We start from the raw sequence: 26,698 nt of genomic DNA, 5'->3' as shown, positions 1-26,698 counted from the left end.
AATTAAGCAATCACTTGGACTGTGGTAAACGAGAAAATAAAGCGACCATCCTTCTGCCGCTTTTCTTTAAAGGATTTAAATTTGAGTTGCACTTGCTGGGGGAAATCGGCGGTAGCGGCAGTGCCATAGGCATCGAAGGTAAAAAACTCACCGAAGGCACAGCTTCTTTTAAATTCCCGCCAACGGGCCAAATCTGTGTAGGTGAGTTTTAGCGGTACCGTCTGGCAAACATATTCCTCTTCAATGCGATAGACCGTGTATTCGCTTTGCCCACTGAGTGCTTTATGTTCTTTGCCTTCAAGTCGGTCACTGCTGTCATAGCGCTTCAGCTTCGCTTCAATCTGGAAGTCACTACCATCACCGACTAGTGAGCGAGTTGGAGTGTATTGAATCAGCATGAGCTACTCCTTTATCCAGTAAGCTCTAGAGCTTGGCGACTGTTCTTATCGAACAGCACCAGTTCTCCCTCACTCATCTTGGTTTTAATTTCTTCGATAAAACGTTCACCGCTATCGCCAACCACATCTCCCATAAACTGGAAAATCACTTGTGAGGCTGGCTGTTGCGCTTCCCCTTCGACTACCTCATCAATACCAGAAACACCGGGGCTCTCTACCGCCGAACCCGTTGTGCTGATACTGGGTGCTGTAGCGCTACCTGAAACACCGCTGGGGGCCTGCAAAGAGGACAACATCCCGGCTATTTCAATGCCTTGGCCGATAGCACCGGCAATCATGGGAATATTTTGCGGGTAGCCAATTTCTGAGGCTTTGCCAATATTTTTTGCCAGGGAAACTCCGGTAGAGAAAACGGCCATTGCCATCTCTGCTTTCGCCGATTTTTCGTTATAAGCTGCCGCTGCAGATAGCACTTGGCTGGCTCCGGAAACAAACAACTGAAGCTTGCTCTTGTTGGAGGCCTGTTCGAGCTTCTCGCGCTGTTTACGGTGCTTTTCTTCTAAAAGGGTGAGATTGCGCTCATAGGTATCGTGCGCAATTAATTTGCTAGCAAAGGCCTGATCCAACAGGGCCATCTCTTCATCCTGCTGGACTTGCAGCTGCTCTATTTCGGTAAGCCAGGAGAGCTGCAATGTCTCCAAACGGGCGAGCATGCGCTGGCGCTCAGCTTCAGTAAGGCCATCCTCACCGACTTGACCCCCTTCGCCTTCACCATTGGCTGTGCGCGCCTGCTCCTCGGCCAGAGCCATTTGGTAACGCTCTTTCTCACGCTCCGCATATTCAGTGCGCAGTGCCTCAATGGATTCAAAACCGCGCTTGGTAAGCTCTTCCTCTGCAATCTGCAACGTGGCTATTTGCTGCAGTCGCTGTTCATGGTCGAGTTGAATCTTGCCGCGCCGGTCGGCCAGAAACTCATCAAGCTGGGAAAGCTGCTCGGCTCCAGACTCTTGCTCGGCCTGAAGCCTTGCCATCGCAGCCGAACGCTCACTTGCTTCCCGCTCCAATGCCGCCTTGAACTCTGCTTCCGCCTCCTCCCGAAGCCGCGCTTTATTCGACTTTCCAAGATTTGCCAAGCCGGCATCAGCCTCTTTCAAGGCTTGATTGAGGGTATCAATCTGGTCGTTCAGTTCACGCACCCGAGAATCGTCGTTTCCGAGTGCAACCTGATAACCAAACCGCGAGCCCTCTTTGGTGCCGCCATCCCGCAACAGGTCCCGTTGTTTAATGAGCTTATTAATTTCTTTTTGCAGACCATCTCGCTCAACCAAGACTTTTTGCTCGCGGTTGATACGTTGTGCATCAGTCAGCTTTTTCCAGCTACTAGTAAGCTCATTGATCTTGCCTGTCAGCGTTTCGGCATGCGCTTCTGCGGTGGGTTGCGATGCGTTCCAGGCAACCAAAGAGGCCACCGCCACTGTGATCACTCCAACCGGCCCGCCGAGAAAAGCAAATGCAGACTTAAGTCCTGCAGCGGCCATCGTCGCTGTGCGCGTCGCAATAGTCGTGCGGCCGACCACCTGCCCAAACGCATTGGTCTGGACGGTAGCCTTGTACGTTTCCGCATTCAGCAGCGCCAGCTGTGCCACGCGGGGGCCAATTGCGCCCGCAAAGCGGCCGGCCATTAATACAGTCAGCGCTGTGAACGCGGTTCCCAATCCCTCGGCTAATTCATGGGAATTATCGAGCACCCCTGTGAGGCCTTGTATAGCGCGCGTAGCTACACCGGTGGAGCCTGAAGTTCGGCTGAACTCCTCAAGAAATTCCTGCCAAGATTGAGCGAGTGAATCCACTGCGCCCGTCAACCCACCGGCCTCAGCGGAGCCGGCACCGCCCACCTGCTGGGCCAGCTTGGCGAGAATATAGCGTTGCGCCTCAGCTACGCGGCCGCTTTCCTGCATGGTTCTGATCTGTTCTTTTTCCACCTCAGTGAACGAAACACCGGAACGCTTGAGCGCAGTTAATCCTGTTGCGGGATCTTCCAACGCCTTACCCAATTGCAGTGCCGCACTCTTGGCATCGCCCCCCATCACCGCGGCAAGGTCTTGCGACAGCACAATGGCATTATCAAAAACATCGGCCTGCACTGACTTGAATGTCAGCAGCACGCCCTGCGCATCGCGAATGCCGGAAATACTGGCCAAGGTTGCGCGGGCAACAGACCTCGCCTGCTCATCCAACTGCTGTGCTGTGCGGCCACTGGCATTACCCGTAGCCCTGAGCAAGCCCTCAATCTTAAGCTGGCCCCGCTCCATTTCTTCGCCGGCGCGGATACTCTGATAAAACGTAGCGACAACACCGGCCACACCCGCCCCAAAAAGGGCCCAACTCGTGGCACCACTGGCCAGCAAACCATTGAGAGCACCGACTCGACCGGAAATACCGCCCAAAGGCCCATCAATGGCAGCGACACCCTGTGCAGCCCCTCGCATGGAGCGGCCGAACATATCACCCGCTGCACTGGTGGACTTCAGTTCTCGGGTTAGCTTTTTATTGCGTGCAGTAGCTTGGTCCATCTCCCGCTTATATTGCGTGGAGCGCAGCTCCAGGTTGGCCACCATCGTGGCCATGGAAGTTTGTTTTGCCATTGCTCAACTCATGGAGTTCCAGATTGCGATTTGCTGTTGCACGGTTTTGGGTTTGTGCGCTTGAGGTAGGTATTGAGAGACTTTGCCTCCCAGGGTGCCGGCAGCGATATGGGCGAGTTGCCACTGCTGGACTTCGGTCTGTAAGGGCCGCTCGGCGTGGAATTCATACCAGTGGTCCAACTCGGTAGAACTCATGGAGCGCAACATATTGAAATAATCGGGACGATTAAAATCCCGCGCGAGCTGCCGGGCAAAGTAGAAACCCGGCACTAGCCTTTTTTTTCGGTTTCCTCGCTTTCTGTTTCGCTATCCGCCTCTTCAGTTTGGACATCGACAAACAGCCCGGATAGCTTAGCCGCAGGGATATAGAGCACATCGATCAATTTAGGCGTAACACCGCGAATCAGCCGCTGATGAATATCTTCCAGTGAATCCTGACAGTCCGGCTTCATCCAGATGGCATAGGCAACCAGCAGCAGTTTCTTACTCACCTCCCCCATACGAAAAGCCCAAAGCTGGCCAAAGGTCTCCAGCTGAGTTTCCGGTAACTCTTCATCTTGGGGCAGTGGAATATCGTCAGTGGTTTTTTGTAGATACTCACAGCGGTGGTAAGCACTCAGCTCAAAAAGCTCGACTTCTTGCTGACCGAAAGACACGGTTTCAGATTCTAAAATAGGCGCAGGAACAAAGCTCATGGTTAGCTACCTGCGGTTACGGAGGGTTTACCGGAAATCTTAAACTTCACGGTGCGGGTGATCTTGTCATCCTTGGGTACCGCCTTACCCCAGCCGGTAATATGGCCGGTGAATTCCACGGTGGTACCTTCTGGGTATTCAACCTTGTAATGCTTATTGGTATCGGAGTCGTAATCTGCACGCAGTGCCTGCTGGCCGCTGTCGGTCTCTTTCCAGATCAAAGTAATGGAAACCTCACCGGCATCGCGCAAGCCGGAGGGGTCGTAGTCCATATAGCCGCTGGTGCCATCCATCGGGGTCATGTCGACAGAACCGCGGGACTCTTCACCGGGTTCAAGATCCAACATGCCAGCCACCGGGGAATAGGAGCTGCCATCATCACTGCGATAAAACTTGGTTTTGTAACCTTGTGCCATAGTCATAACCTCATTGGGTTGTTTCGTTAAAAGTCTGTGGGCTCAGTGGAATACTGGGCGCCGTAAGTAAGACGCACTTCGCCCAGAGGGTGATCTTGATCCAGGGCAAATTGCGTTTGGTTCAGCAGGAATAAGTCACAGGTGCCCTCAAGAGAGTCATCTTGCAGTACGCTTTCAATATCGGCCGCTGCCTGGTCTAACGCGGCATACACATCGCCGCTAGTTTTCACTACCGCAGCAATCGTCAGATCCAGTTGTCGCTCGGTACCGCCATGCATTTCGTGTTCGGTGTTCTCAGTTGCAAAGCCCACCACAATTGCTGGCAGTTTTTTGGAATCAATTTCTTCTGTAGTACCAGGAGGTGGAAATGTGTAGCCGGATAGGGTTTGCAGCTTGCTTTGTACGACATCGCGGATTGTTATGCGTTGGGTCATTGGGTAGTGTTCCAGGAATTTTGGGCATAAAAAAACCCGCTGGTGCGGGTTTGGGTATTCATTTACAGTTTAAATAGCGCGTCAAAAAAGCACACAAACTAAGACATCGGCTGCATTGCTTTGTTAAATTAGTTTTGGCACCTTGACCTCTACTGGCTGATTGAACTTGGCCAACTCTCCGGACTCGATAATTGAACCGCGATGTATGAATGTGCAATATACCTTCCAGTGCTCATTGCCACCCCAGGTGAGTGGCCCGAATTCTTTATAGGTCCCACCCATCTCGTACCCACTATGCGATAACTTTAGCAATCCAGTTGGGTCGGATTTTTCGTAGGCTTCATTTATTTCCTGGGCAATTTTCTCACTTGGCCATACTCCATTTCCGTTGCAACTAGCACTTACTCCGGGAACAGGATTTACATCTTGATCTTTAAAAGTAATTTGGTAGCTCTTTGAGGGAGTAAATCCATCCCAGGTTACTGTGGTCACACAGCCAGAAAGCATAAAAATGCTAGCGATAAATGCGAATTTTGGCTTCATAATTTAACGACTACAACAGGGGCGGCCGGAGCGTAGCGTAGGCTGTCCCGCGAAGGGCCAAAAGGCCCGCAGCAACCTGCTTGTACTTGTATGATTGCTCTTGTCTGATTCTGATGTTGAAAATCCTTTTCGTTAACGGGTAAATTGAGACCCACCTTCGGCGGCCACCGAAGGCCTTATTTATCACAGTTCGCTGCTTGGCTGGTTCGTAAAAGACCGATAACAAGTATGAACGTGATAAGCACTCACTAGGCATAACTCGGATAGTCATGTGGGCCTCGAGCCCGAATAGCAAGGCGGAGATAGCTTATCTTATGGAACCTCAAGAGATCAATGTCGGTATCGATACCAGCAGTAAACAACTCGATATTTATGTGAGACCTACTGGCCAGTTTTTTAGTGTTGCCAATGATAAAAGTGGCATTAAGGATGCCATTAAACAACTTCAACCTCTTAAACCTCAAAGAGTATTAATAGAGTCTACGGGAAGACTCGAGTTAGAGTTTGTTTGCGCCGCCGACAAAGCAGGATTACCTATTGTTGTTTGCAATCCTTCTCAGATAAGAAGCTTCGCTAAATCCGCAGGGCGTCTCGCCAAAACCGACAAGCTAGATGCAATGGATATTGCACATTTTGGTGAGGCCATGAAGCCAAGGCTGTCGGCACTAAAACCAGAAAAACTTAGGGAGATCAGTGACTTACTGGCGGTAAGAAGTCAGTGTTTAGAGATGAGCACAATGCAAAAGAATCGGCTTCAGAGAATGCCGAAATCAGTACACAAACCCATACGGACCATTCTAAACACTATCATGAAAGAGCTACAAGGTATCGACAAGCAACTAGATAAACTGGTTAACAGTGTGTCTGAGTGGCGGCAAAGGCGCGACTTATTGTTGAGTGCTAAAGGGGTCGGAAATGTATTGGCTTATACGTTGATGAGTGAACTTCCCGAGTTAGGAAAATTGAACCGTAAAGAAATCGCTGCACTTGTCGGTATCGCCCCGATGAACCGTGATAGCGGCAGCTTCCAAGGAAAGAGATATATTCGGGGTGGAAGGCATCGTGTACGAACGGTTTTGTTTGTTTCCATCATGTCGGCCATACAGCATCATCCCAAACTAAAGCCGATGTACAAGCGATTAGTCGACGCTGGCAAACCTAAAAAGGTCGCTCTGATTGCCTGCATGAGAAAGCAGATTACGATACTGAATACGATGGTGAAAAATAACACCTACTGGGATGAAAGTATGGCTTAATAACTTGACGAACAACCATAGTCACTTGTTATGAGTATTTGTGTTCATACCCACGAATTGTGCCTCGCTCTTTAAGGTCTTGGAGAAAACCTTCGCTCAAGCCTTTATATGCAACAGTGCACTCTTTATCGAAATTATCATAACCACCAAATACTAGCTCTCCCTCTATAGTTATCTGCACATGAATGATGCCTTCTCTAACCAGATGATCCTTTTCTGCTAGCTCTTTCCACATGCCTTTGGAACTTTCTTCATCTAAGGGGAGAATCACGAAATCTAGTTTTGGGGATATAGTTTGTCGTTTAAGCACTGGCGTTTCTTCATAGGAAGCATTCGGCCATTTATAAAATGACAAATGCTCCAATGAGCCCTCAAATGAAATAAGGGAGGCTCCTGCGCATTGTTCCATAACTGCATGGAGCAGGCCCGGTTTATCCCTAGGATCAATCCACGTTACTCTTTTCATATCCCTGATACTCAGTAGTGGTAGGACAGCCGGTTACCCTAACTGCCCCCACGCAGATCCGGACGTGCGGAACTACCGCATCCGGCTCTTCAGTAATATATTCGCTCGTGTAAAGCACGAACCCTAATACCAGTCCACAAGTATACTGCGTTTGTATACTCGCGGTGGCTTTAGCCCAAAATATCCCAGCATTTCCTTTAGACCATTCCAGTTGTAACTCTTGCGCTGACTCCGCCGGTTGAGCCATTTGTGTATGCTGTGTAAAACATAGCTGTACAAACGGGACAAGCTTCGACTGTTGTCTGGTAGACCGAAGTAGTTCTGGAACCCCTGTAGCTTGCGCTTCAGTGTGGGCAGCCATTCTCTCAGACGCTCACTGCGCTTGGCTTTGATCCAGTGGTAGAGCGCTTCCATTGCGCCCTTCTGTTTCTGTGCGGCAGTCCGGCGCCTGAGCCTGGGGCGTTTGTTGACGTCCAAGCTCCAGTAGAACTCAAAACCCAGAAACTGGAACTGCCGTTTTCGGCCCGGATGGAAGCGGCTAAAGCGCTTCAGGTGCGTTTTCTCGGGGGCTAACTGCAGGCCAAACTTGTTCAGCCGTTGCGGTAGTACCCGGTAAAAGCGCTCTGCATCCGTTTTCAATTGGAAAGCCACTACATAATCATCGGCGTACCGGATTAGCATGGCTCTGCCACGCATACGCGGCTTAACTTTCTTCTCGAACCACAAATCCAGGACGTAGTGCAGATAGATGTTCGCCAGTACCGGACTGACCACACCTCCTTGCGGGGTGCCTGCTGCCGCTTTACTGAACTTACCATCTGGAGTTTGCACGCGTACTTTCAGCCACTGCTTAATCAGTGTCAGCAGGGCTTTGTCGTCGATACGAAGGGCTAGCATCCGCAGTAACCAGTCGTGATCCAGCTGATCAAAGAAGCCTTTAATATCGGCTTCAACGATGTAGCCGTAGCCTTTGAATTGCAGATTTAAGCCAAGACTGTGTACGGCTTGGTGGGCGCTTTTCCTGGGACGGTAACCGTAGCTGAAGGGCAGAAAATCCTGCTCCCAGATACTTTGCAGTAGCTGCGCTACGCTCTGCTGCACCAGTTTGTCTTCCACCGTAGGCAGCCCCAGTGGGCGCTGCTTGCCGTTGCCTTTGGGAATCAATACCCGCTTAATCGCCTGGGTGCGGTAGCGTTTGTCACACAGCCGTTGATGTAGGCATTGAATATTTTGCGGCAGTCTTTGCCGGTAAACTTCGGTAGTTACTCCGTCGATACCGGGGCGGGCCTGCTTATTGAGCTGGCCCCAGCTTTGATACAGCAGGTTGGAATTTAGCAGTCCGTATAAATTCTGAAACCTGTGTCTGGGGTGGCTCTGTGCTTTAAATGCGATGGCGTGCAAGGCGGTTGTCATAGTGTCTCCAGCCCTACTTTGTCCGGACTATGTTTCTGTTGCACACCGATATTACTGTCAGCCCCTTCGCCATGTAAGCGGCTTTCCCGCTCTCGGACTACTATGAGCTGATCCGACTTCCGAGTGGTCTTCGTTGGTTTCGCCATTAGGCTTAACGTCTCTACCTGCTCCTTCAGGAACCTGCTCGGATCTCTCAAGTTCTCAATACTTCTCTTTCTACATGCCACGGCTTAATAACCCCGCCGATCCGCAACAACCTTACCATTACGGTTGCATTGCCTGGACTTCGATGGCGTTACACATCTCGTCAATCGGAGCTCACTTTATTATCGGAGCGATACCAGCACTTCAGGATCACGATAATCCCTATGGCCTATAGAATTCTCTGTGTACGCTTCACATAGTTTGTTCACAGTTGAAAAAAAAAAAGATAATTATATTTTTCTTTCCCTTCTGTTCCGCCCTACGCGCAACACTCGATACAGGTGGCTGGTTAGGCCTTACCCGACAGGGACTTCCACCCTGCAAGAAGCATCAAGCTTAGCTTGACGCACTAACGACTACAACAGGGGCGGCCGGAGCGTAGCGTAGGCCGTCCCGCGAAGGGCCAAAGGCCCGTAGCAGCCTGCTTGTAATTGTTAAATGCTGCTGCCATAAAACTCTATTTTAATTTTTTTGGAGGTATACCACACAATGTATATTTTTGTACCGACGTACAGGCCATTTAAGAGTTCACTTGTATGCACCACAAAGTCTGCTGTGCACTCAAATTTTTCATCCTCTTCATCGAACGGGTAACTCTCTTTAGCCCAGACATTTATAACAGTATCTAGAGTCTGTTCTCTCATAACCTCAACAATCTTACACTCTTCTGGAGTGATCGGATTCATAGGTATTGGATTAACATATGGATTTCTCATGGTATTTAACGCCAATGTAAGCGGCGAGCGACGCAGAAGCGAGTCCAGCGGAATGCCGAAGGCATGTAGCGGTGTTTGACATTTTTGTTAAATGTTTTTGTCATGCACTTTAAAGTTAGCATTAGCAACCGCCACCATCTCCGCCTCCACAGCCCCCATCACCACCTCCAAAACCACCACCGCTATCTCCACCGTGACCACCACGACCACTATCCGGACCTAAAAGAAAAACAAATTTTATTAGCAGTAGAATTAGAAATACGCCTACTAAAATTGGCGAGATCGTACTTTGAAATGCATTTTCTGATTGAAGGTCTGTGTAGTGCCATGAAGCAACCAAACCTAAAATAAATACTATCCATGAAAACATCGTTTTAATCCTGAATGAAATTTAACGTTGCTAGCAAGGGCAGCCGAAGCGGAGCGTAGGCTGTCCAGCCCGGCCCCGAAGGGGTTGGGCGAACTTGGCTAGCCTCGTTATGTATTGATGTTCGACCCCAAGTATTCACTCTAGAAATAGCTTTTTTACTACTTTGCCACTAAATGAGTCTACGATTACCATGCCACCGCCTCCACCAAGCATTGGACTGTCAGGCGCCACGATACCCGCGAAAGAAACAATATAATTCTTACCATCTTTTTCAATGGATACAGAACCGCATTCGCCGCATTCCCGCTTGGCAATATCGATCGCTTCTTCAACGCTAATTTTAGGTTTTGTATTAGTTACAGAGCAAGCTGTCACTATTGCAAAAACAAAAAGTATAAAAATATTCTTTTTCATATTACCGGTACACATAACGCTGAGCTAACCAGTAGCCAGTGCGAAGCACGCTTTTGGCTGTCCGACGGAGGCCGCTTGCGGCCGGAGTGTAGTTGAGGGTTTTGTTAGGCATGCTCTCTACGCAGCTACTGAACACGGGTAACGCTCCCTTTGTTTGAAAACATTAAATGTTTTGCACGCTTAGTAGTAATGCCCCAATCGTCGGTTTTCCACCGCTGATCACCAGCCTCGGTTAGAAATAGGATGATATTCCAAGACTCAGATTTACTCCAAGTTACTGCTATAGCCAGGGAGTCGTTTACGGAGTAGTCACTAAAGCTCTCACCTTCGCGCTCACTTAGTAAAATGGTACCGTCCTTAATGAGGCTTTCTATGATGGTGGTTACTTCAATAGAGCTATGATCCCACTTCTCGAACTCCCATCTAAGCTCGATCAGGGACGACTCTTCTGATGCGCTTAGAGCGACAAGGAAGAAAGCATCTTGCTCAGTTATTATTTCCATATAATGCCTAACACTCCGCACAGGGGCAGACAAATAAACGCAACGTTTTGGCTGTCCCAGCGACCAATGGGAGCGATTGCTGGAGCTTGTTAGGCACTACCTGCTCGCTCAATTTCGATTAGGGGTTTTAGCTTCTTCCAGTGCCCGTTAGTGTATGTTCTAAGCACCCAAGGCCTACGCTCACCATGCCGATGTTTCTTTAACACTCTTTCTACTACCCACTTAGTTTCAAAACCTGCCCACTCAGGAGCAGGAAAATCAAGCATATTGAATCTCAAAGCAGGAAGAACTTCGTTAAACAATATTTCCTCCAGCTCTTTCAGGGAATATTTGGACTGGCCGCAGCACTTGGCAATGTATTCATAAGATAAAGATACATCTGTATCCATATAAAGAGCTTGCAAGCAATCCCATATCGGAGTTCTGTCTTTAATATCTATTTCAGGAGACTTCATTTCGAATGAACGCCTAACGCCGCTACTGTGTTTTATACACATCATTTAAGTCCATTTAAAGCCTCTGCTGCCTCCATATAATGGAGAAGTTTAGTGTACCCCTGCCAAACGGTTTTAACTCCAGGCTCACCATCGCCGCTCCGCCCCAGAAAGCCTCCAAGTCCTGCCAGCATACGCGTTATAGCTCTCATACTTGGAGCTTCATTTGGTGGGGAGGTTTTAGCTTGCATTATCCATATCATACGCCACTCTTTTTCAGAGTAGACTTCCGTACACGACGTATCAGGAAGCGTTCGTGCCCGTGTTGTCATGGAGTGTAGACGCCACCCAATAATCATATAGATTGCAATACAGTTCAGCATTCGCTGCTCGGTTCTAAAGCGATTACTTTCTATCTGGCATCCGCCTTTCACCACTCGGAAATAGGTTTCAATTTCCCATCGACTTCGATACCACTCAATAATGATCCTCGCTTGCTTAAAGTCCTCAACTGCAAGATCGGTCAGCAGCATCCATTCAATACCTTTTTCCCCTTCTGGTGGGCTTAATTCCTTAGCAAAGACTGCGTAGAGAGAAAGAGGTCGCTTTGATTTTCCTTTTCCCTGCAATCTTACTTCTGCAATGGATACACTGACCTTAGCTTCCCTTTCTGGCTGTCCATTCCTTTTGGGGATACCTACTGAGTATTTCCCGATGGACTTCTGCTTGGTCATATAGTCCCAAAGTAAAGTCGTATCTTCTCCTTCGATCTCTAAACTACGATTAGCCTTGGCTCGAACAATATAGCTTGCACGCCGCTGTTCATTTTGATCTTCAGCTAATTGAAACCACTCATGAATATCCCCCTCTCTATCCGCGATGCTCACAATCGTGGTTTCAGGGCAGCGCTCTTGTATCTCACAAGCTGATTCATAATGGTCTAACCAGCGTCGACTCTCTTTATCTTGTATCGACTTGGTATAGCGAGAATTAGCACTAGATTCTTTATCTCGCTGCCACATGCTACCCTCAATAATGCCCAGATTATCTCTGGATGGTGTTATAGCGATAGACGTATGTAGGAGCTGCTGATTAGTCTCTTTGCGTCGGAGTGTTCCCATTTCTTTGCTTTCTAAATCGGTAGCAAAATTTAGGAAAGTGGTATCCTGAGGGATAAGAACAACTGGCTGAACCTTGATTCTTTCAAGAGTGGCTGATTTATGGCCACTCATAATGGAGTCAAAGCTGACTTTATCATTTTCGATAAATCGATAGGCTGCAAAGGTTTCTGCCCAAGACTTGTTTGCACAGGGAATGCTACCCTTTGGGTCGGAACTTAAATTACTGAGAATATTGGACAAGCGCTTATTCAATCGTGTATCACCCATAACCTGATTTTTCACTTCGTCCCTGACCCAGTCCTGCATAATTATCCAGCCAAATTTGTAGCCCCTATAACGTACAAACTGTAACTCATTGATTTTTATAATAAAACTGAAAAAACTTGTGTATAAAACTTAGCGCCGCTATGTGCGGCAAACTTTTTGGTGATTGTTTTGTGCTAGCGTAGCGACCAGCGCAAAATCAAGCGCCGGAAAGTTTGTCCAGCCCACGAAGTGTGAGAGGCACGATAGCCTTGTTAGAAGAGTCATTCACTCCTATTATAAGGATTAGTCCTCCTGAGGGAGTATCTCCGGAAAATCCCTAAGAACATCTTCAGGAATCATGCTTAACCATTTTTTTTCAATATCTGGCTCTGCATCAACATTTACATTTCCCTCGTAATTGACATGCTCTATATAGCGTCCTCCATCACGGTTTACAATAAAGTATATTTTTGGCCCATATTCCCCCTCAAGAATTCCATACATCTCTATATTATTTCCCTTCGAGTGTATTGCTTGAAAGATTTCCAGCCATCCATCTACCCATGCATCCACCACAATATACTCTTTACGCTTTTCTACGGTGCAAGCAAGGGAGTAGAATTTATGAGAAAGCATACCTACAGGACCTGTTTCGGCATAGTCACACAATGCTTTTACATCCCTATAATGAACACCGTCATCATCCTCATCGCATACCAGCAGGTCCATTATTTCATCCGACGCCTTTAGAACTAACAATCCTGATGCTTCTGACATATCATTTTTTCCAATATTGGTTATATTTTTTTGCTTCTAACGCCGCTAGCAAGGGCAGCCGAAGCAACGCGTAGGCTGTCCAGCCCAGCCCCGAAGGGGTTGGGCGAGCTTGACTAGCCTGGTTATGGCTGGCGCGCACTGAACCACCTACTTGCTCACTACCAGCCAACTTTGGCTGGTCACTGCCCGACAAATTTAAAGGGAAAAATACCATACTTTCCCAACCGGTTAACTATCTGATTGGCACTCCATGATGGCGTAGCTGGCTTGCAGGGCTTGCTGACTTAAAAAGATGGCACTGAAGCGAAACTGCGGTACCAAATTTCAGGAAAACTCTCAGAAAAAAGTGCTCAGATAGAGATTGATGCTTGCAGTAGCTACAGAACATCTAAAAATCGACCGCCAGAATACGCAGCTTTGTTAAGGCTGAACCTGCCTAAGCCCCCACCAATGTTTTAATGTGAAAGGAGCAAGAAATATTAAGAATACCAGCTGCCCAGATGCGACAAATTTAACGCTATTTGCAGGGCTAAATATATTTACAATTACGTAAGACACAAAGCTTAAAATTAGCATGGCTATTATTTCAGGCAATATTGCACTCTGCATTGGGTCAATCTCTGGATCTTTCCCCAGCTTGAGCTGCCTCAAAGTCTCACTTGCAATACTTATATACTTCCACGCAAGAGCAATTAATATCGGCAGTATCAGGAAAATGACGATTTTCATAATTGAGCCTTAACGCCCCGCTAAAGGGCCGTAGTGGAGGCAAACTTTTTGGGGTAGCGTAGCGTAAACCCCAAAACGAGCGCCGGAACGGAGGTCCAAGCCGCAACGCGGCTGAACTTTGAGCGGTTTGTTATGTGCTCATTGATAATAATTTATTGTACCCGCTACCAATATCACAACTGATCTTAACGCACTATATGTTTTTCTACTTCATCTGCTTCTACACATAAGAGTTCCGCGATATCTTTTACAACCTCCGGAATTAACAAAGCCAGAGGAGGATGTTCTTTGAGAATATTGACAAGATTAACTTCGCCTTCCTCACGTATTTCAGACCAGAACCACCTAAAGAGATAATTTCTCTGCTCAAATTCCGGTAAGTCTGCCCATTTAAATCCACTCATCTTTTTGCCGTACTCACATAACGCCTGGCGCATAGGCCGGAGCACGCAGTGCGTAGGTCCAGCCAGCTTTGCTGGCGATTATGCCGCCACTTGTTAAGTTTCAGATTCACCTTGAAAAATTTTATATACCCAATGAGCACCAACTAAAATTGGAAAAACCCATAGTGTAGTAACCAGATTGAGCACTTGATTAATACTGAATTCACCCACTAAAAATAAGCAAACAATACTGAGAACTCCAGCAAAATAGTAATAGATATATTTTTTTGACCTTAAACCTACTGCAAACTCAAGATGCAAAAACATTCTCCACAGTGAATATACTCCAACGATACCGCCAATGTAAGCTGGAATAATGAGTTCAGGGCGGAGTAATGCTCCAAACGGGAAAAACAAAGTGGAAAACAAAACAATGCCCGTAGATGGTAATACGACCACGATGAACTCAATCCAGTGTATAAAGCGCTCGATCATAAAAAACTTAACGCCTAGTGAATGGGCAACCTGTGGCGAAGCCACGCTTTAGGTTGTCCAGCCGCAGGCGTTCATTGCACGCCTTGTTAAATGGCCGTGGTACGTAGCTCACTACTGCGCACCTAAAGCTGTACCACACCACGGACAATACTCAATTGTGATTTTGCTGGAACCACCATCATGGATGATAAAACCATGATCGCTTCCATTGATTGCTACAAGAACATCAGGGCATTCATAGATACTTTTATGCTCAGAACAATTTAGTGTACTGAAGTATTTCATTGAGTCGCAGCATATATCCATGTTGTTTAAAACTTTCACTCCTGAACTTGATAAGCCATTTAACGCCCAGCGCAGGCGCAGCCAGCGCGGAGCAGCTTTTGTGTTAATGTTTGAGCGCCAGCGAGTTACACAAAAGGTGCGTAGTGTTGGCTGTCGCTCTGCCGCTGATTGTTAACTTATGCTGGATCTACCGCTAGCTCTCCAACGCGCCTTTGTAGAACCTCATTTTGCTCTTCAAGTAAATTAACTCTTCTTTCTAATCGGCTCATTTCGACCAAAATTTCATGATTTCTTTTACTTAGCTTTAAAATTTCTTCACTTTGAGCACTCACCTGAAAATGGAGCGACTTAATTTCCTCACGAAGCTCATCGTTCATTTCCTTCTGCCACTTTCTATGACTTTCCATTTCGGAAACATTCTCAGAGTAAATATTCTGACTTTGCTTGTGAACAATGCCAAAAAACTCTAGCGTCTTTTTCCCAATAAGGAAAATTACAACAAATGCAGCAGCCCAACCTCCGAGCTCTGGCGCGACCTCCATTAAATTCTTCAGAAATTCCATATCCATCTCTAGTCTCCTTGTTGTAGCAAGTTAACGTTGCCAGCAAGGGCAGCCGAAGCAAAGCGTAGGCTGTCCAGCCCAGCCTCCGGCTGGGCGAGCTTGCCTGGCCTGGTTATAGCTGGCGCGCACTGAACAACCTACTTGCTCTCTGTCAGCCACCTTTGGCTGGCCACTGCCCGATAAATTTACAGAGAAAAATATCATACTTTCCCAACCGGTTAACTATCTGATTGGCACTCCATGATGGCGTAGCTGGCTTGCAAGGCTTGCTGACTTAAAACGATGGCACTGGAGCGAAACTGCGGTACCAGATTGCAGGAAAACTTTCAGGAAATGAGTGCTCAGATAGAGATTGATGCTTGCAGCAGTTACAGAACATCTAAAAATTGACCGCCACAATAACGCCGCTATAACCGGCGAATTGTAGTTGGTTGTATTTTTGTGTTATTAAACACAAAAATCAAGCGACGGAAATGGAGTCCGGTTGATAGCTTTGTTACATTATGGCCTTTCGGAAAATCCTTTTTTCTCCATCCATTCATCAACAAATGGTGAGCATATATCCCATGCTCTTGAAATGTTCTCAGATGCCAACCGTAAACTGACTGAGCTTTCATGTAGCTCTTTCGCTAAAACTTTTCGGCCACGACCATAATCAGCCTTTGAGTCATTCTCTAGCTTTTCCGATAAGTCTGATAGAAATTCTGATAGAGAATCATAAAAAAGATCGCCAACGTTCTCGGCTAGCTGATTTAACTCGCCGTCAAAACCCTTAACTTTAGATGTATGTTTCATTCTGGAAAGGCCTCATGTGGAGGATTAAATATCCGTTCAACTATAAGGTTTTCAACCTCTTTATCTATATTTGGGTATTTTTCCCTATAGCGCTCAACCACTTCAAGGATATTGCATAGCGCATGCGAATTACTCCCATCGTATTCTTCGATTGAGTATCGTTTAGCCTCATCAAATATTTCCCTAAAAAGGTCTTTCGAGATTTTCAATTAAGCCACCTTAAGAATGTAACGCCCCGCACAGGGGCAGACAAATAAGCGTAGCGTTTTGGCTGTCCCAGCGACCAACGGGAGCGATTGCTGCGGATTGTTAAGTGCTTTTAGCACGATCTACCCGCTTAATAAGATCATTCACCATTGGATTTTTAGTAAACATGTTAAAGCGCATGGGAGGATTAAATGCCAGCTCTTTGCCAATTGCTCCTTCTTTCCGCAAATGAAGTACAACCTTTTCTGGGGACTGCATTTGAGCATGACTAATATTGATGATGTCTTTTAAGTACACCCTTTGTTCTTTATCCCCTTTTCGGAACATTAACGAATCTCCTTCGTCGTAGACCTCATCAGCCAAGTCCCAAAGCGACTTCTTAAAGAACAAGAAACCAAACACCATCATAAAAGCAGGGACAACAACGAACATGAAAGACTCAGCCATTGCACCCGACAATGCCGCTGTAATGATAAAAAAAGCCAGAAATCCAAACCACACGGAGGGGAATAGCTTTTTAAAATAAAATGTCGAACCTGAAATTTTCTTCATATTCTTCCTGCACTTAACGCCTACCGCAGCGGCGGACGAACCGCGTAGCGGTTTGGCCGTCCGGCCCCGTAGGGGCGAACTGCCGGTACTTGTTAATGGTACGGGTTTTACTCAGCATCTGAATTGAACACCACAATACTAGGACCAGTTTTATTGATGCTTTCCTGGCTTGAAATAAAGTGCTCGTGGTTCCAGTCCTTGCCTGATTTTTCGATTGCGGCTGCACAAGACTCAAAGAAGCTTGCCAACTCACGTAATTGCTGAGGGTCAGCTGAAACCGTACATTCGTACAGTTCAAGCAATTCATCTTTCGTTTTATGTGAGTATCCGAATACTTTCACGATGCGAGTACCATTAACATTTATATAGTGGTCATCATGACCACTATTATTTTGACTACTATTTCTGATACAAATTTACGCCAACACGCCATCTTCTTCCACTAAATCAATAGATTACGATCATTTGGCACTACCGGCCCATCTAGAAAAATGATCAACTTGACCACTATCCCCATTTTTAACCGTCCCTTTAACCCACTGATTTTAAAGCATTTATTCGTAATTTTGAGCAACTCAAAAAAATAACAGTCACAATGATCATAAATCCTGTGCTGAACTACCCGCTGGGGCTACCCATCCACCTGCACCCGCCAAACCACCCCATCATCCGCCAGCCGCTTGCGAACCTTATACTCCACTCCACCCAACGTAATCACCGCATCAGAGTTGTAAGCCCCCACCTCACTCACCAGCAGACTCAGCTCTACACGCGGCACCCGCACGCGCTCCTCATCGTCGAAGTCATCAATCTCCTGATCAAGGATCACCTTGCAATCAATAGGCTCAGCGCCGCTACCATTGTTATAGGTAGCGGCCTTGCCCCATTTGCGAAACGCGCGCTCTGCGGCTCTTTGGTCCAGGTCCATGAGCCACTTATGCCTTCACGGTGCCCGGTACGCCGGTAAACTTGACAGCAAAACTGGTAACGCCATTCCCGGCGGCCTCTGCGGCGAAGGCGGTGGAGCCGGTGATATCGCCAGTGGCTGCGGTTGCTGCATTACTATCGAATGAGCTGGAGGCGACCACCCAGGTGAGGGTTTCGCCCTGATTGATCTCTGCGGCGGATACCTTGGGCACAGTGAATACACCATCAATAGCGATCACGCCGGAGGCGCCCACGGCGATATCATCCATCGCTACCCCAAGGACGGCACCGACCGGTACTACCTGGCCGGAAGTAATCGCTGCGCTGGTGTTGTTGGTGAAATCGAGCATGCGCCCGGCTTGTACAAAATTCGTAGCCATATTCTTTCTCTCAGTGGATAAAGCAGTAGAAATAAAAAAGGCCGCGTAGTGCGGCCCTTTCCGGTTTAGTTTCAGTTGGGATTGGGATTAGGTTTTGGGTGTTTTCACCATGCCTTTTGCATCCCAGGCTTTGGCTGCGGCATCCAGGCGGACTTTGAATTCGACCCCATCAACACTCCAACCATTTTGCTCCTCTAACACCGGGGCCTGCTGACCATCCAGATAGAGCACTTCGATGGTGTCGTGCACTACCGGGTCGGCATTGAGGTACCAGCCATTGTGTCCGCTAAGGCGCGCATCAGAGAGCACTTCGGCAATGTTGCGCACGCTGTTCGGTGTGGTGTTGTTTTTGGTGGATTCGCCCACTTCGAATTCGGATTCCAGAGCAACCTTTGCGCTGCCCTCGTCGGCAATATCACAGAGCAGGAATTTGGGCCGGATATTAAGCACTGCGCTGCCGTCCTTTTGCTTGCCCATCTTCACCCGTGCAGCATCAATGCTGGCGGTATTGATTAGAGCGGCGCTGGCTAGGTTGCCATGATCTGCATGGAACAGGGCTTTTCCATCTGCCATTTTGGGATTGTTGAGCAGGATGCTGAATACCAGATCCCCCACGGTGCGCACGGCGGCGAGGCCCATCTTCTGCGGGATTCGGGTAAAGGCCCCCAGGTCGTCATTAATAATCGCCTGGCGGTTAATAGAGAAGAGTTCCCCGTAAGTCGCCAGTGCGGCAGTCTCGGCCCGTTCGCCGATACTCACATATTTAAATTCTGCCCCGGGTGCTACTTGGCGCAGTGAGGGGAAGCTGCCCAGATCCGTGCGGGTGGTGAGTTTAAAGTCACTGAGGTTGCCGACACTGGTAAAGCGCGGGAAGATTTCCTGCGCTTCTTCATAGCCCTTCAGCATGGATTTATTGGCGATATTGCCGAGCACCGTTGCGAAGTCACCCGAGCTATGGGTAAAGGCTGCAGCGACCACACCCATTCTGTCGAGTCCGGACAAGCTTTGGCCGTGGGCCTGCATGAGGATGCGGGCAATCTCCATCATGGTGTAGCCACTGAGTTCATTGCCCTCTGTGCGCTTTTCACCGAGGGCACGTACAGCAATCGCATTCTCGGCATCGGCTTTCATGCGCTTGATGCCTTCACCTTCCTGCACTACCACACTGTAGCTTTGCACGGGGGTTGGGGTTTGGCTGCCGAGGGCTGTGAGCAGTTTGTCTTTGGCTTTTTCGGCGCTGCAGTCCATGTCATTGAGACATTCCTGCATCACAACACTGTGCGCTTCGAAGCCTTTAAATACGGCCGTGATATCGTCTTTGCGCTTTTTCTCATCGGCGGCAAATTGCGCTTTGGCATTGGCTTCAATTTGCGCTTTCATTTCTGGAGTAACCTCGGGCGCAGCGGTTGCAGCTGGCGTGGTGGAGGTAGTTTTCGGCATGGCTTGCGCCTCCTTGGTTTGGGTTGGGTTGTCTGCAACCGCAGACGGGAATCTAAATTCAGTGGGCTCCTGCATTACCAATGCACTAATAGCTTGAGGGGTGTTTTTAAATTGGTTTAAGTGATCGGCACTGAAGCTGGCAGCCATCTCGATGGCTGCGGTGGTATCGGTGGCGAAGCCGGCCTCTACCGCTTCGGTGCCGGTATACCAAGTCTCGTCATCCATCACTTGGCTGATGTCCTCATCCGACATTCCGGTGCGTGAGGAATACAGGCTTTTCATGGTGGCTTTAACTTTGGCCAGCAGGCTCTTGGTTTTTTCCAGAGCGCGCTCATCACCGCGAACACCGGCACTGGGGTTGTGCACCATGTAATAGGCGTTCTCAGCGATATGGACAGTATCCCCGGCGAGGGCGATCACGCTGCCCATACTGGCTGCGATGCCTTCAATCCAGGTTTCCACTTCGGCTTTGTGATCTTTGAGCAGGTTGTAGATGGCGGTACCGTCGAACACATCACCGCCGGGGCAATTGATATGCAGATTGATCTTGCTGACATCCCCGAGGGCTTTGAGATCGCGGGCAAAGTCTTTTGCCGTCATATCCCAGTAGCCGATGTAGTCATACAAATAAATATCAGCTTCACTGGTATTGGCGGCAGCGGTCATGCTGTACCAGGATTCATTCGGCATGGCTGCCTCCTATTCAGATTCAGTTTCAGTTTCTTGCGCGGGTACGGCTTCGCGTTTGGTTGGGGTAGTAATGTCGTTTTGTTTGAGCTTTCGCTGCCAGGCAGCAGTTTGCTTAATTACATCGTCCGGCTTTTTGCCACGGCGGCGGATGGTCTGCTGTGGGCTGGCCAGTACATTTTCCAGTAGGGTTTCATCGGCGCTGGCTTCATGGACCGGATTAATCCAGGGCATCACCGGGGTAATAAAATCGACATGCATTAATGTGGATGGATCGACATCACTCGGCACTTTGAAGGCATCCGCCAGTAAAGCCATTTGCACCCAGCGGCGGGTGGACGGCTCTACAATTTCCTCACAAAATTCCAGGCTGAGGGTTTCGTAGTTTCCCCACTGCTCCACCAGTTCCTGGCGTTGCGCGCTATAAGTACCGTTGTAGTTTTTGCTGATGCTGCTAAAGCTGGCCATGGTGCCGGCGGCAGTCATGCGGTGCATGGTTTCTAAAAATGGCGTTAGCAGGCCGCTGGGGCGATTACTTTGAATGGTTCCAACTGATTCCCCAGGGCGGAGATCGTCATAGATGGCACCGGCGCGGATATTGAGAGTGCGGTTTCCTTCATCATCCCAAGAAGAATCATGCTCATAAGTATCAGGGCTGCCCTTTTGAATAAAGCCGACCATGGCTGAGGCAATCTTGGCGGCAACACGCTCGTTTTCTTCATAGTCTTTAATATCGGTAAGGCGATTCATCACCGCTGCAAAAATGGATACCCCACGGGTTTGGTGCAGCCTGCGTACAAATTTCAGGTGCTCGATATTTTCCGCACTGTGAAGCCTGCGCTTCATGCGCCAGTTAAATGAGGCTCCGGGGTGTTCGTCGTACAACCAAAAGCCCGAAGGCTCGCCCCAGGCAGATTTTTGAATACCTTGCACAATGCGCTTGCTGGGGTCGTTGTAATCCACCGGCAGGAAATCCGGTTCCAGGCATTCGATGGTGTAAGGCACGGGGGTGCGGTGCTTTAAGCCGGGCACCGTGCCCTGCAGATGCCGCATTAAAGTTTCACCATCGCGCAGCCAGGTATTGCACAAAAGCCGCTGGGCTTTGCCCCAGCTAAATTGCCGGGTGCATTCCGGGCGCCGTGCCCATTCCTTGTGGGCGTCATTCATTTGGCTGGCGAGGCCGTCATGGATATCGCCATCCCAGGTTTTGGGCTGGAATTCCACATCGATACCGCGCGGGCCGACAATGTTATTTACCAGGGTGGTAAGAATGCCAAAGGCAAAATCGTGGTTTTGCTCCAGGTGCCGGGCTTGGCCGCGCAGGGTTTCCACACTGCCTTCCAGCACCAGGTCGCCGCTGCGGTTATCGCCGGGGTTTTTGCGCAGGCGACTGGGGCGCGCGGCTTCATAGGCGGCGGCAATCTCCAGGGCGCGCCGGGCTTGTACGCGGCGCAGGGCAGCCTCGGGTGCAAAAAAACCGATGACAGAATCCAGTTTATTCATTAGCAAAAATTCGCGTAGGCGGGCCCGGGGCGTTTGCCGGCGGCCTTTAAGGTTTCTGCGGTTGCGCGGCGCTCCCACTCCTGGCGGCCCGCGCGGATTTCCTGCAGGTTCTCGGCGGTAAATTGGCGGCCGTTAATGACCGTGGTTTTTCCGGCGAGCACGTCTATCTCGGCCTCGATATAGAGGTCGACCATCTCTTGTGCGGTTTTAGACATTTAACTATCCAGTAGAGAACCGGCTGGCTGCGCGGGCTGCCTTGGTTTTTTAACGGCGGGTTTGGGTTGTTCGGGTGTTTGTTGAGGTTCGCTAAATAGCGTGCGCTGGCCCAGGCGCGATTCGATGGTGGACCATTTTTTCTCATTGTATTTGTGCATGCCCATGGCGTGGGCGGCGTGCAGGGCGTAGACCTCGGTATCCGTGCCTTCATTGGGCCGGCCGGGGCGCGGCTGCCAGGTTTCCCGGCCTTTATTTTTCTTGCTGGGGGCTTTGACTTCAGCAGTCACCTGCTCCCAGTAATCCTGCCGCACATGCTTGCAGCTGTGCATATAGGCACTGGTGCCGAGCAGCCGCTTGGCCATCAGGTCTTTGGCTTTGTGGGTGCCAACCATATATACCTTTACCCCAAAGCGGTCTGCCTTGGTGCGGCGCTTGGGATTGTTAAAATCCACCTGCCGGGGCTGGTTGAATATTTCCTTGGTGCCGAAGTCGTTGCTGTCACCTTTAATCGCCATCACCAGCACGCCGCGATATTTTTTATCGCGGGTTCGCACCCAGTGATACACCGCGTTACTGGTGCCGCCATCGGAGGAGTCGATACTCACCGCCGCTGCGCGAATTTCGCCGAAGCGCTCGTGCTCAAAACTTTGGAACACCAGCTTATCCAGAGCTGACCAGCAATCATCTTTTTTATCGGCGGTATCGCCATCGATCTCGCCCCAGTACATCTGCCAACTTTCTTCATTGCGGCCAAAGGCGCGAATGGTGATTGCGAGTCGGTCGTGCTGTACGTCGATGCCGACCGTTACCAGCAGGCCACCGGCAGGGCACACTAATTCCGGGTAATCCTCGGCGGCCTCTTGCAGCTTTTCATGGTCCAGCAGGCGGCTGGCGGCGTACTGGTAGGGCCTGCCCAGTTTGTTGTTCTGAAAAACAATGCGGGCGGATTCATCTCCGCTTTTCGCTTCGTGTTCGGCTTCAAGAAAATCCCGCACCACATCGGCGAGGCCGGTGCCGGGGATACACACATAGAGCTCCGATAGCTCCATAAAAGTTTCTATCGGTTCGATCTCATCTTGCCCAAAGTCTTCACCGCATTGGGTCTTTACCCAGCCGGCAAAGTCATCGCCATTTTCCAGAGCGGTTTTGCAGGTCTGCAAAATATTGGCCTGACGGCGGTAGTCATCCCATTCGCTGCCACAGCGCGGACAGCCATACACTGCACTTTCTGGCTGGTGCAGGCCGAACACCGGGTGCGGTGTGCCGCCCTCCTTTTCCAGCCAGCTGACGTTTTCCCAGTCCAACACATGGGACTCACCGCAGTCGTGACAGGTAATCGGTAACACTCGCATGGTGCCAAGTTTGGTGTAGTGCTCCACCTGGGAGAGATCCGCCACCGCCGGAGTGCCGCCAATAATTAATTTCTTATTGCGCATCCGCTTAAGACGTTCGCGCAGGTGGCGAATAGAGTCGCCCTGATCACCGACGTCTTTGTTGGTATCGTCAGGCTCCTCCACATAGCCCCGACGGGCTGATGTGGATTTCACATTAGAAATTGAGTTGGAGCCAATGGTGCGCACCTCACCACCGGGAAATTTTTTCCGTGTTGAACGGCTGCCGCCTTTGCGGCTGGTGGTGACATCGATCACCCGGTTCACTGCTGGTGAGCCTTCGATAATCGGTACCAGCTTTTCATCCATAAACAGCCGGCCTTTTTCATCCTTGGGGAACAGCATCAGGATGCGGGCGGGCTCAGTAGCGGCGACTTTGCAGATATCGGTAGCCAGCAGAACCGTCCAGCCGATCTGCGCGGCCTTTTGCATCACCACCATCCACGACACAGGATTATCCAGCGCGTGCATCACACCCCAGAAATAAGGCACATAATCGTTGCGGTAATAGCCCGCGTTATCACTATCCTCCGACGGCAGTTTGATATTTTCCGGCAACCACTCAATCAGCGGGACTTTAGGCTGCGGTATCCAGGTTTCCCGCACCTCCTTCACTAGGCGCGAGAGATTCGATCTCGTAACTACCAATAGCTCTGAGGGCAGCGTCAATACTAGGCTGTAAGGGTTCTCGATCGACGGTAATGGCATGCTGACTTTCGATAGCAATAAGGATGCTTTCTACCGCTCCTAAAAATTCATTCTTACCAATGGTGGACCACTCCACCATCACCTTACGTACAGACTCAACATCAACTATTAATTGATCCTCTCGGTATAATTCGCGTCTAATTTTCTCCGCGCTCATCCTAGCCTTATCTGCATCAGCCAAATCTTTTTGATTGCGAGCTTCATTAGCCTGACGGCCAGCAGCTTCAGTACGCAGCCGCTCACAATAAACTTGCAGCCACACGCTGTAAGTAGAGCCTTGCGGCAACACCCCAGCCTGCACATGCTTAGCAATTGCCGGTTGAGAAGTTCCCACCAGCCGAGCGAACCCCGACTGAGTGGCCTGATCATCCAGTGATAGGTTGTCAGCCAAGGTATAACCCCCTAGGAAATTTCAGATAGCTGTTAAAAACACGCGCCCGAATTGCTCGTGGGCTGGGTCGCTCAGGAGGACCCGTTGACGTTTAGGTCAACGCCGCTTGGCTGTCGCAATGGCACGATCCATTGCCTTATCAAGCTCTATCGGGAAGTGTCGCCGTGCTATGCCTTCGGCAATTCGGACAAAGGGGAAACGCTGGCGGTAGTTCGGCCTTCCCTTTAGGAAAATAAGAATGGGTTTAGCCGTTCGCTTGCGCTTACCCCCTGCCCTTTTCCATATACCCAGGACACCATTAATTTTCCCAACAAAATATTTAGATTTAGTGCCTTGCGAACTGTCAGATCCACGCCTTTTAGTACCGGAGTTGGCTCGTAGTTCTGCCAGGATCTTCTTATAAGTCGCAACCGAAATGTTGCCATGCTTATTTAGTCGGGCTTCCTTCCCATGTACCACGTACATCCCACTCGGTAAGAGGCCAGCATGTCGAAGCGCTCGCTCAAAGCGTTTATCAATCCGGCTCTCACCCATTACCGACGGTGCTAAATACTCACTAGGTGCAGTGCCGTTCGGGGCCTGATCGCGAATAAAGACTTTCGCCACACCCGAGCGCTTAGTGGCTTTCTTCACCAGTACAGAGTTCAGTGTCAGCTTCGCCGGATTGACAAAGATGCGTCCAATGGCTGCCCGCTCTTCTCCTCGAATACGAAACGCCACATTATTCAGAGCAACCGAACTGGCATAGGGCAACTGCTTTTTTAATTCAGCAGCGGCCTTATCAAACTTTGAAGTATCCAGCTTGATACTAACGTCCATCGCTCAGCTCCTCAGCAGGGTTATCCTCCCCCCGCTTCATCTGCTCACGCTTCAACTTAATATCCTGATGCCGGTAATAAGCAAACACCGCGATAGAAAGCAGGCCGGTGGTGAATGCACCGTAGGTAATTACATACTGCTCAAACGCCGATGCAACCTGAGCTGTCACGCTACCCACTCCCGCAATCCATATCATCAGCCGCTCCATTGCTGTATTTGCTGCATCAGTTGGACTCATTGAACCACCCTCTTCGCTGCGCCTTTCACCGCAGCCAATGGCTTCATGATGTGCTGGCTGATCCCATAAGAACCAAAGAAGAAAATGACCACTGCCGAGAAAGCACCGAACATCAGCATCGACCCAGCAACAGACCAAATAAACTTCGCGTACCCAGCATCCCACGGCCACACCATCACAGAGGCCAATACTAAAAACATCTCGATGCGGATAATGGCCAAAGCCGCAAAGCGCCGGGTTAAGCTGCGTTGCGTATTCTCACTCGCCGTGCTCTCAACATGAGCCACCACCGTACTGATAATTTGCTTGCGGGCCTCAGAGGCATGGCGAATTAATTCTTTCGCATCTTCCGCGCTTTCCTGCTCGGTGTAAGACAAGCCATCAATCCAACCACCCGCCCGCACCAGCAACCCGTTATCCTTGTCGAGGATATCGTCCACCGGTTTAGCGTTACTGCTAAACAGCCCTGTTATTCCAGACCAAATACCCATCACGGATACTCCGGCACATAGTGCGTAATTGTCAGATTAAAGTTAGGCGGCAACATATCCCGCAATTGCCCCATAGCCTTGCGTGACTGCATCACCCACCAGCCACCCGGAGCTACACCAGAACCAACACCAATGCAGCCTTGAACATCAGAGGAATAATTAGCCGTGTGGATTAATATTTTTGAGCGCCCAGGAACCTCCAGCAGTTCCCACACATTGGGGTATCGCTGTGAGCTATACGCCTCACAAGAATAAATACCCTCGGGGATACAACTCTCAAAAGGGCGATTTCCCAACCAAGGGCGCTCAACCGTATAAAACACACAGTCGCGCACTCTCAGTCGCCCCAATGTGGCATCTGGCCCATAGGCGAATCGCGTTAATTCAAACATGAGGTTTTAGCTCCCGGATTTCGGGCACAAAAAAACCGGCTCAAGGGCCGGTTTA

The 26,698-nt window shown here is 49.4% G+C and carries 38 protein-coding genes; 2 read left to right on the top strand and 36 right to left on the bottom strand.

Features of this window, described 5'->3' with window-relative positions; translation table 11 throughout:
* Positions 1-2: 2 nt before the first annotated feature.
* The 7 genes from ACJJI4_RS01335 to ACJJI4_RS01305 form a co-directional block, all read right to left on the bottom strand.
* Positions 3-398, bottom strand: coding sequence for a hypothetical protein (locus ACJJI4_RS01335; RefSeq protein ID WP_444926790.1), 396 nt, complete (start codon positions 396-398; stop codon positions 3-5).
* An 11-nt stretch (positions 399-409) separates the two neighbouring features.
* Positions 410-3,043, bottom strand: a complete 2,634-nt coding sequence (locus ACJJI4_RS01330; protein ID WP_444926789.1) for a hypothetical protein — start codon at positions 3,041-3,043, stop codon at positions 410-412.
* A gap of 3 nt (positions 3,044-3,046) precedes the next feature.
* The gene (locus ACJJI4_RS01325; RefSeq protein ID WP_444926788.1) at positions 3,047-3,313 is read right to left on the bottom strand and encodes a hypothetical protein; all 267 of its coding nucleotides are present in this window, start codon (positions 3,311-3,313) and stop codon (positions 3,047-3,049) included.
* Positions 3,313-3,738: a phage minor tail protein domain-containing protein gene (locus ACJJI4_RS01320; protein WP_444926787.1), complete on the bottom strand. Its 426-nt coding sequence runs from the start codon at positions 3,736-3,738 to the stop codon at positions 3,313-3,315. Before ACJJI4_RS01320 ends, ACJJI4_RS01325 begins: the two co-directional genes overlap by 1 nt.
* A gap of 2 nt (positions 3,739-3,740) precedes the next feature.
* On the bottom strand, positions 3,741-4,154 hold the full coding sequence (locus ACJJI4_RS01315; protein ID WP_444926786.1) for a phage tail tube protein: 414 nt from the start codon (positions 4,152-4,154) through the stop codon (positions 3,741-3,743).
* Between the two features lie 26 nt (positions 4,155-4,180).
* Positions 4,181-4,588: a phage tail terminator protein gene (gene gpU / locus ACJJI4_RS01310; RefSeq protein ID WP_444926785.1), complete on the bottom strand. Its 408-nt coding sequence runs from the start codon at positions 4,586-4,588 to the stop codon at positions 4,181-4,183.
* Between the two features lie 123 nt (positions 4,589-4,711).
* Positions 4,712-5,131, bottom strand: a complete 420-nt coding sequence (locus ACJJI4_RS01305; protein WP_444926784.1) for a hypothetical protein — start codon at positions 5,129-5,131, stop codon at positions 4,712-4,714.
* Positions 5,132-5,445: 314 nt separating this feature from the next.
* On the opposite strand from ACJJI4_RS01305, the gene ACJJI4_RS01300 reads away from it, so the two are divergent.
* Positions 5,446-6,387 carry an IS110 family RNA-guided transposase gene (locus tag ACJJI4_RS01300; RefSeq protein ID WP_444926783.1) on the top strand — a complete coding sequence of 314 codons (942 nt, stop codon included), beginning with the start codon at positions 5,446-5,448 and terminating at the stop codon, positions 6,385-6,387.
* A gap of 28 nt (positions 6,388-6,415) precedes the next feature.
* Here the strand turns inward: ACJJI4_RS01300 and ACJJI4_RS01295 are convergent, their stop codons facing one another.
* The 13 genes from ACJJI4_RS01295 to ACJJI4_RS01235 all read right to left on the bottom strand — a co-directional run bounded on the left by ACJJI4_RS01295 (position 6,416) and on the right by ACJJI4_RS01235 (position 14,943).
* Entirely contained in the window at positions 6,416-6,853 is a 438-nt protein-coding gene (locus ACJJI4_RS01295) for a hypothetical protein (protein ID WP_444926782.1), read from the bottom strand.
* A gap of 123 nt (positions 6,854-6,976) precedes the next feature.
* Positions 6,977-8,266, bottom strand: coding sequence for a group II intron reverse transcriptase/maturase (gene ltrA, locus ACJJI4_RS01290; protein WP_444925282.1), 1,290 nt, complete (start codon positions 8,264-8,266; stop codon positions 6,977-6,979).
* A 638-nt stretch (positions 8,267-8,904) separates the two neighbouring features.
* A complete protein-coding gene (locus ACJJI4_RS01285; RefSeq protein ID WP_444926781.1) occupies positions 8,905-9,186 on the bottom strand; it encodes a hypothetical protein in 282 nt (93 codons plus the stop codon).
* Positions 9,187-9,307: 121 nt separating this feature from the next.
* On the bottom strand, positions 9,308-9,556 hold the full coding sequence (locus ACJJI4_RS01280) for a hypothetical protein (protein WP_444902126.1): 249 nt from the start codon (positions 9,554-9,556) through the stop codon (positions 9,308-9,310).
* Positions 9,557-9,691: 135 nt separating this feature from the next.
* Positions 9,692-9,970, bottom strand: a complete 279-nt coding sequence (locus ACJJI4_RS01275; RefSeq protein WP_444926780.1) for a hypothetical protein — start codon at positions 9,968-9,970, stop codon at positions 9,692-9,694.
* Positions 9,971-10,095: 125 nt separating this feature from the next.
* Complete coding sequence (locus ACJJI4_RS01270) at positions 10,096-10,473, bottom strand: hypothetical protein (protein ID WP_444926779.1); 378 nt, start codon at positions 10,471-10,473, stop codon at positions 10,096-10,098.
* An 89-nt stretch (positions 10,474-10,562) separates the two neighbouring features.
* Positions 10,563-10,928, bottom strand: a complete 366-nt coding sequence (locus tag ACJJI4_RS01265) for a DUF7079 family protein (RefSeq protein WP_444926778.1) — start codon at positions 10,926-10,928, stop codon at positions 10,563-10,565.
* 41 nt (positions 10,929-10,969) lie between these two features.
* On the bottom strand, positions 10,970-12,334 hold the full coding sequence (locus ACJJI4_RS01260) for an IS4 family transposase (protein WP_444926777.1): 1,365 nt from the start codon (positions 12,332-12,334) through the stop codon (positions 10,970-10,972).
* A 243-nt stretch (positions 12,335-12,577) separates the two neighbouring features.
* Positions 12,578-13,051 (bottom strand): hypothetical protein, encoded by a 474-nt coding sequence (locus ACJJI4_RS01255; RefSeq protein ID WP_444926776.1) that lies wholly within the window; start codon positions 13,049-13,051, stop codon positions 12,578-12,580.
* Between the two features lie 420 nt (positions 13,052-13,471).
* Positions 13,472-13,780, bottom strand: a complete 309-nt coding sequence (locus ACJJI4_RS01250) for a hypothetical protein (protein WP_444896940.1) — start codon at positions 13,778-13,780, stop codon at positions 13,472-13,474.
* Between the two features lie 185 nt (positions 13,781-13,965).
* Positions 13,966-14,217, bottom strand: a complete 252-nt coding sequence (locus tag ACJJI4_RS01245) for a hypothetical protein (protein ID WP_444926775.1) — start codon at positions 14,215-14,217, stop codon at positions 13,966-13,968.
* A 60-nt stretch (positions 14,218-14,277) separates the two neighbouring features.
* The gene (locus ACJJI4_RS01240; protein ID WP_444926774.1) at positions 14,278-14,703 is read right to left on the bottom strand and encodes a hypothetical protein; all 426 of its coding nucleotides are present in this window, start codon (positions 14,701-14,703) and stop codon (positions 14,278-14,280) included.
* A 66-nt stretch (positions 14,704-14,769) separates the two neighbouring features.
* Positions 14,770-14,943 (bottom strand): DUF6980 family protein, encoded by a 174-nt coding sequence (locus tag ACJJI4_RS01235; protein ID WP_444926773.1) that lies wholly within the window; start codon positions 14,941-14,943, stop codon positions 14,770-14,772.
* 19 nt (positions 14,944-14,962) lie between these two features.
* Here ACJJI4_RS01235 and ACJJI4_RS01230 point away from each other — a divergent pair, with 19 nt between their 5' ends.
* Positions 14,963-15,118: a hypothetical protein gene (locus tag ACJJI4_RS01230; RefSeq protein ID WP_444926772.1), complete on the top strand. Its 156-nt coding sequence runs from the start codon at positions 14,963-14,965 to the stop codon at positions 15,116-15,118.
* 1 nt (position 15,119) lies between these two features.
* Here ACJJI4_RS01230 and ACJJI4_RS01225 read toward each other — a convergent pair whose 3' ends face one another.
* The 16 genes from ACJJI4_RS01225 to ACJJI4_RS01150 form a co-directional block, all read right to left on the bottom strand.
* Entirely contained in the window at positions 15,120-15,512 is a 393-nt protein-coding gene (locus tag ACJJI4_RS01225; protein WP_444926771.1) for a hypothetical protein, read from the bottom strand.
* Positions 15,513-16,007: 495 nt separating this feature from the next.
* Positions 16,008-16,301, bottom strand: a complete 294-nt coding sequence (locus ACJJI4_RS01220; protein WP_444926770.1) for a hypothetical protein — start codon at positions 16,299-16,301, stop codon at positions 16,008-16,010.
* A complete protein-coding gene (locus ACJJI4_RS01215) occupies positions 16,298-16,510 on the bottom strand; it encodes a hypothetical protein (protein ID WP_444926769.1) in 213 nt (70 codons plus the stop codon). The genes ACJJI4_RS01220 and ACJJI4_RS01215 overlap by 4 nt, the downstream gene beginning before the upstream one ends.
* Before the next feature lie 100 nt (positions 16,511-16,610).
* The gene (locus ACJJI4_RS01210) at positions 16,611-17,060 is read right to left on the bottom strand and encodes a hypothetical protein (protein ID WP_444926768.1); all 450 of its coding nucleotides are present in this window, start codon (positions 17,058-17,060) and stop codon (positions 16,611-16,613) included.
* A 107-nt stretch (positions 17,061-17,167) separates the two neighbouring features.
* Positions 17,168-17,401 (bottom strand): hypothetical protein, encoded by a 234-nt coding sequence (locus ACJJI4_RS01205; RefSeq protein WP_444926767.1) that lies wholly within the window; start codon positions 17,399-17,401, stop codon positions 17,168-17,170.
* A gap of 290 nt (positions 17,402-17,691) precedes the next feature.
* Positions 17,692-17,988, bottom strand: coding sequence for a head-tail joining protein (locus ACJJI4_RS01200; RefSeq protein ID WP_444926766.1), 297 nt, complete (start codon positions 17,986-17,988; stop codon positions 17,692-17,694).
* Between the two features lie 7 nt (positions 17,989-17,995).
* Positions 17,996-18,367: a capsid cement protein gene (locus ACJJI4_RS01195; RefSeq protein ID WP_444926765.1), complete on the bottom strand. Its 372-nt coding sequence runs from the start codon at positions 18,365-18,367 to the stop codon at positions 17,996-17,998.
* Positions 18,368-18,454: 87 nt separating this feature from the next.
* On the bottom strand, positions 18,455-20,497 hold the full coding sequence (locus tag ACJJI4_RS01190) for a ClpP-like prohead protease/major capsid protein fusion protein (RefSeq protein ID WP_444925303.1): 2,043 nt from the start codon (positions 20,495-20,497) through the stop codon (positions 18,455-18,457).
* A 9-nt stretch (positions 20,498-20,506) separates the two neighbouring features.
* Entirely contained in the window at positions 20,507-21,997 is a 1,491-nt protein-coding gene (locus ACJJI4_RS01185) for a phage portal protein (RefSeq protein WP_444925304.1), read from the bottom strand.
* Entirely contained in the window at positions 21,997-22,212 is a 216-nt protein-coding gene (locus tag ACJJI4_RS01180; protein WP_444900499.1) for a DUF6148 family protein, read from the bottom strand. The genes ACJJI4_RS01185 and ACJJI4_RS01180 overlap by 1 nt, the downstream gene beginning before the upstream one ends.
* Positions 22,213-24,210, bottom strand: a complete 1,998-nt coding sequence (locus ACJJI4_RS01175; protein WP_444926764.1) for a terminase gpA endonuclease subunit — start codon at positions 24,208-24,210, stop codon at positions 22,213-22,215.
* Complete coding sequence (locus ACJJI4_RS01170; protein WP_444926763.1) at positions 24,182-24,703, bottom strand: hypothetical protein; 522 nt, start codon at positions 24,701-24,703, stop codon at positions 24,182-24,184. Before ACJJI4_RS01170 ends, ACJJI4_RS01175 begins: the two co-directional genes overlap by 29 nt.
* Before the next feature lie 96 nt (positions 24,704-24,799).
* Positions 24,800-25,522 carry a hypothetical protein gene (locus ACJJI4_RS01165; protein WP_444926762.1) on the bottom strand — a complete coding sequence of 241 codons (723 nt, stop codon included), beginning with the start codon at positions 25,520-25,522 and terminating at the stop codon, positions 24,800-24,802.
* Positions 25,512-25,760 carry a hypothetical protein gene (locus ACJJI4_RS01160; protein WP_444893433.1) on the bottom strand — a complete coding sequence of 83 codons (249 nt, stop codon included), beginning with the start codon at positions 25,758-25,760 and terminating at the stop codon, positions 25,512-25,514. The genes ACJJI4_RS01165 and ACJJI4_RS01160 overlap by 11 nt, the downstream gene beginning before the upstream one ends.
* Positions 25,757-26,251 carry a hypothetical protein gene (locus ACJJI4_RS01155; protein ID WP_444893432.1) on the bottom strand — a complete coding sequence of 165 codons (495 nt, stop codon included), beginning with the start codon at positions 26,249-26,251 and terminating at the stop codon, positions 25,757-25,759. The genes ACJJI4_RS01160 and ACJJI4_RS01155 overlap by 4 nt, the downstream gene beginning before the upstream one ends.
* Entirely contained in the window at positions 26,251-26,643 is a 393-nt protein-coding gene (locus ACJJI4_RS01150) for a DUF5675 family protein (RefSeq protein WP_444926761.1), read from the bottom strand. Before ACJJI4_RS01150 ends, ACJJI4_RS01155 begins: the two co-directional genes overlap by 1 nt.
* Positions 26,644-26,698 lie beyond the last annotated feature (55 nt).

Source organism: Microbulbifer maximicatervae (SeqCode) (genome assembly GCF_052467305.1).
Note: the sequence above shows the minus strand (reverse complement) of the source record. Positions and strands in the feature narration are given on the sequence as shown.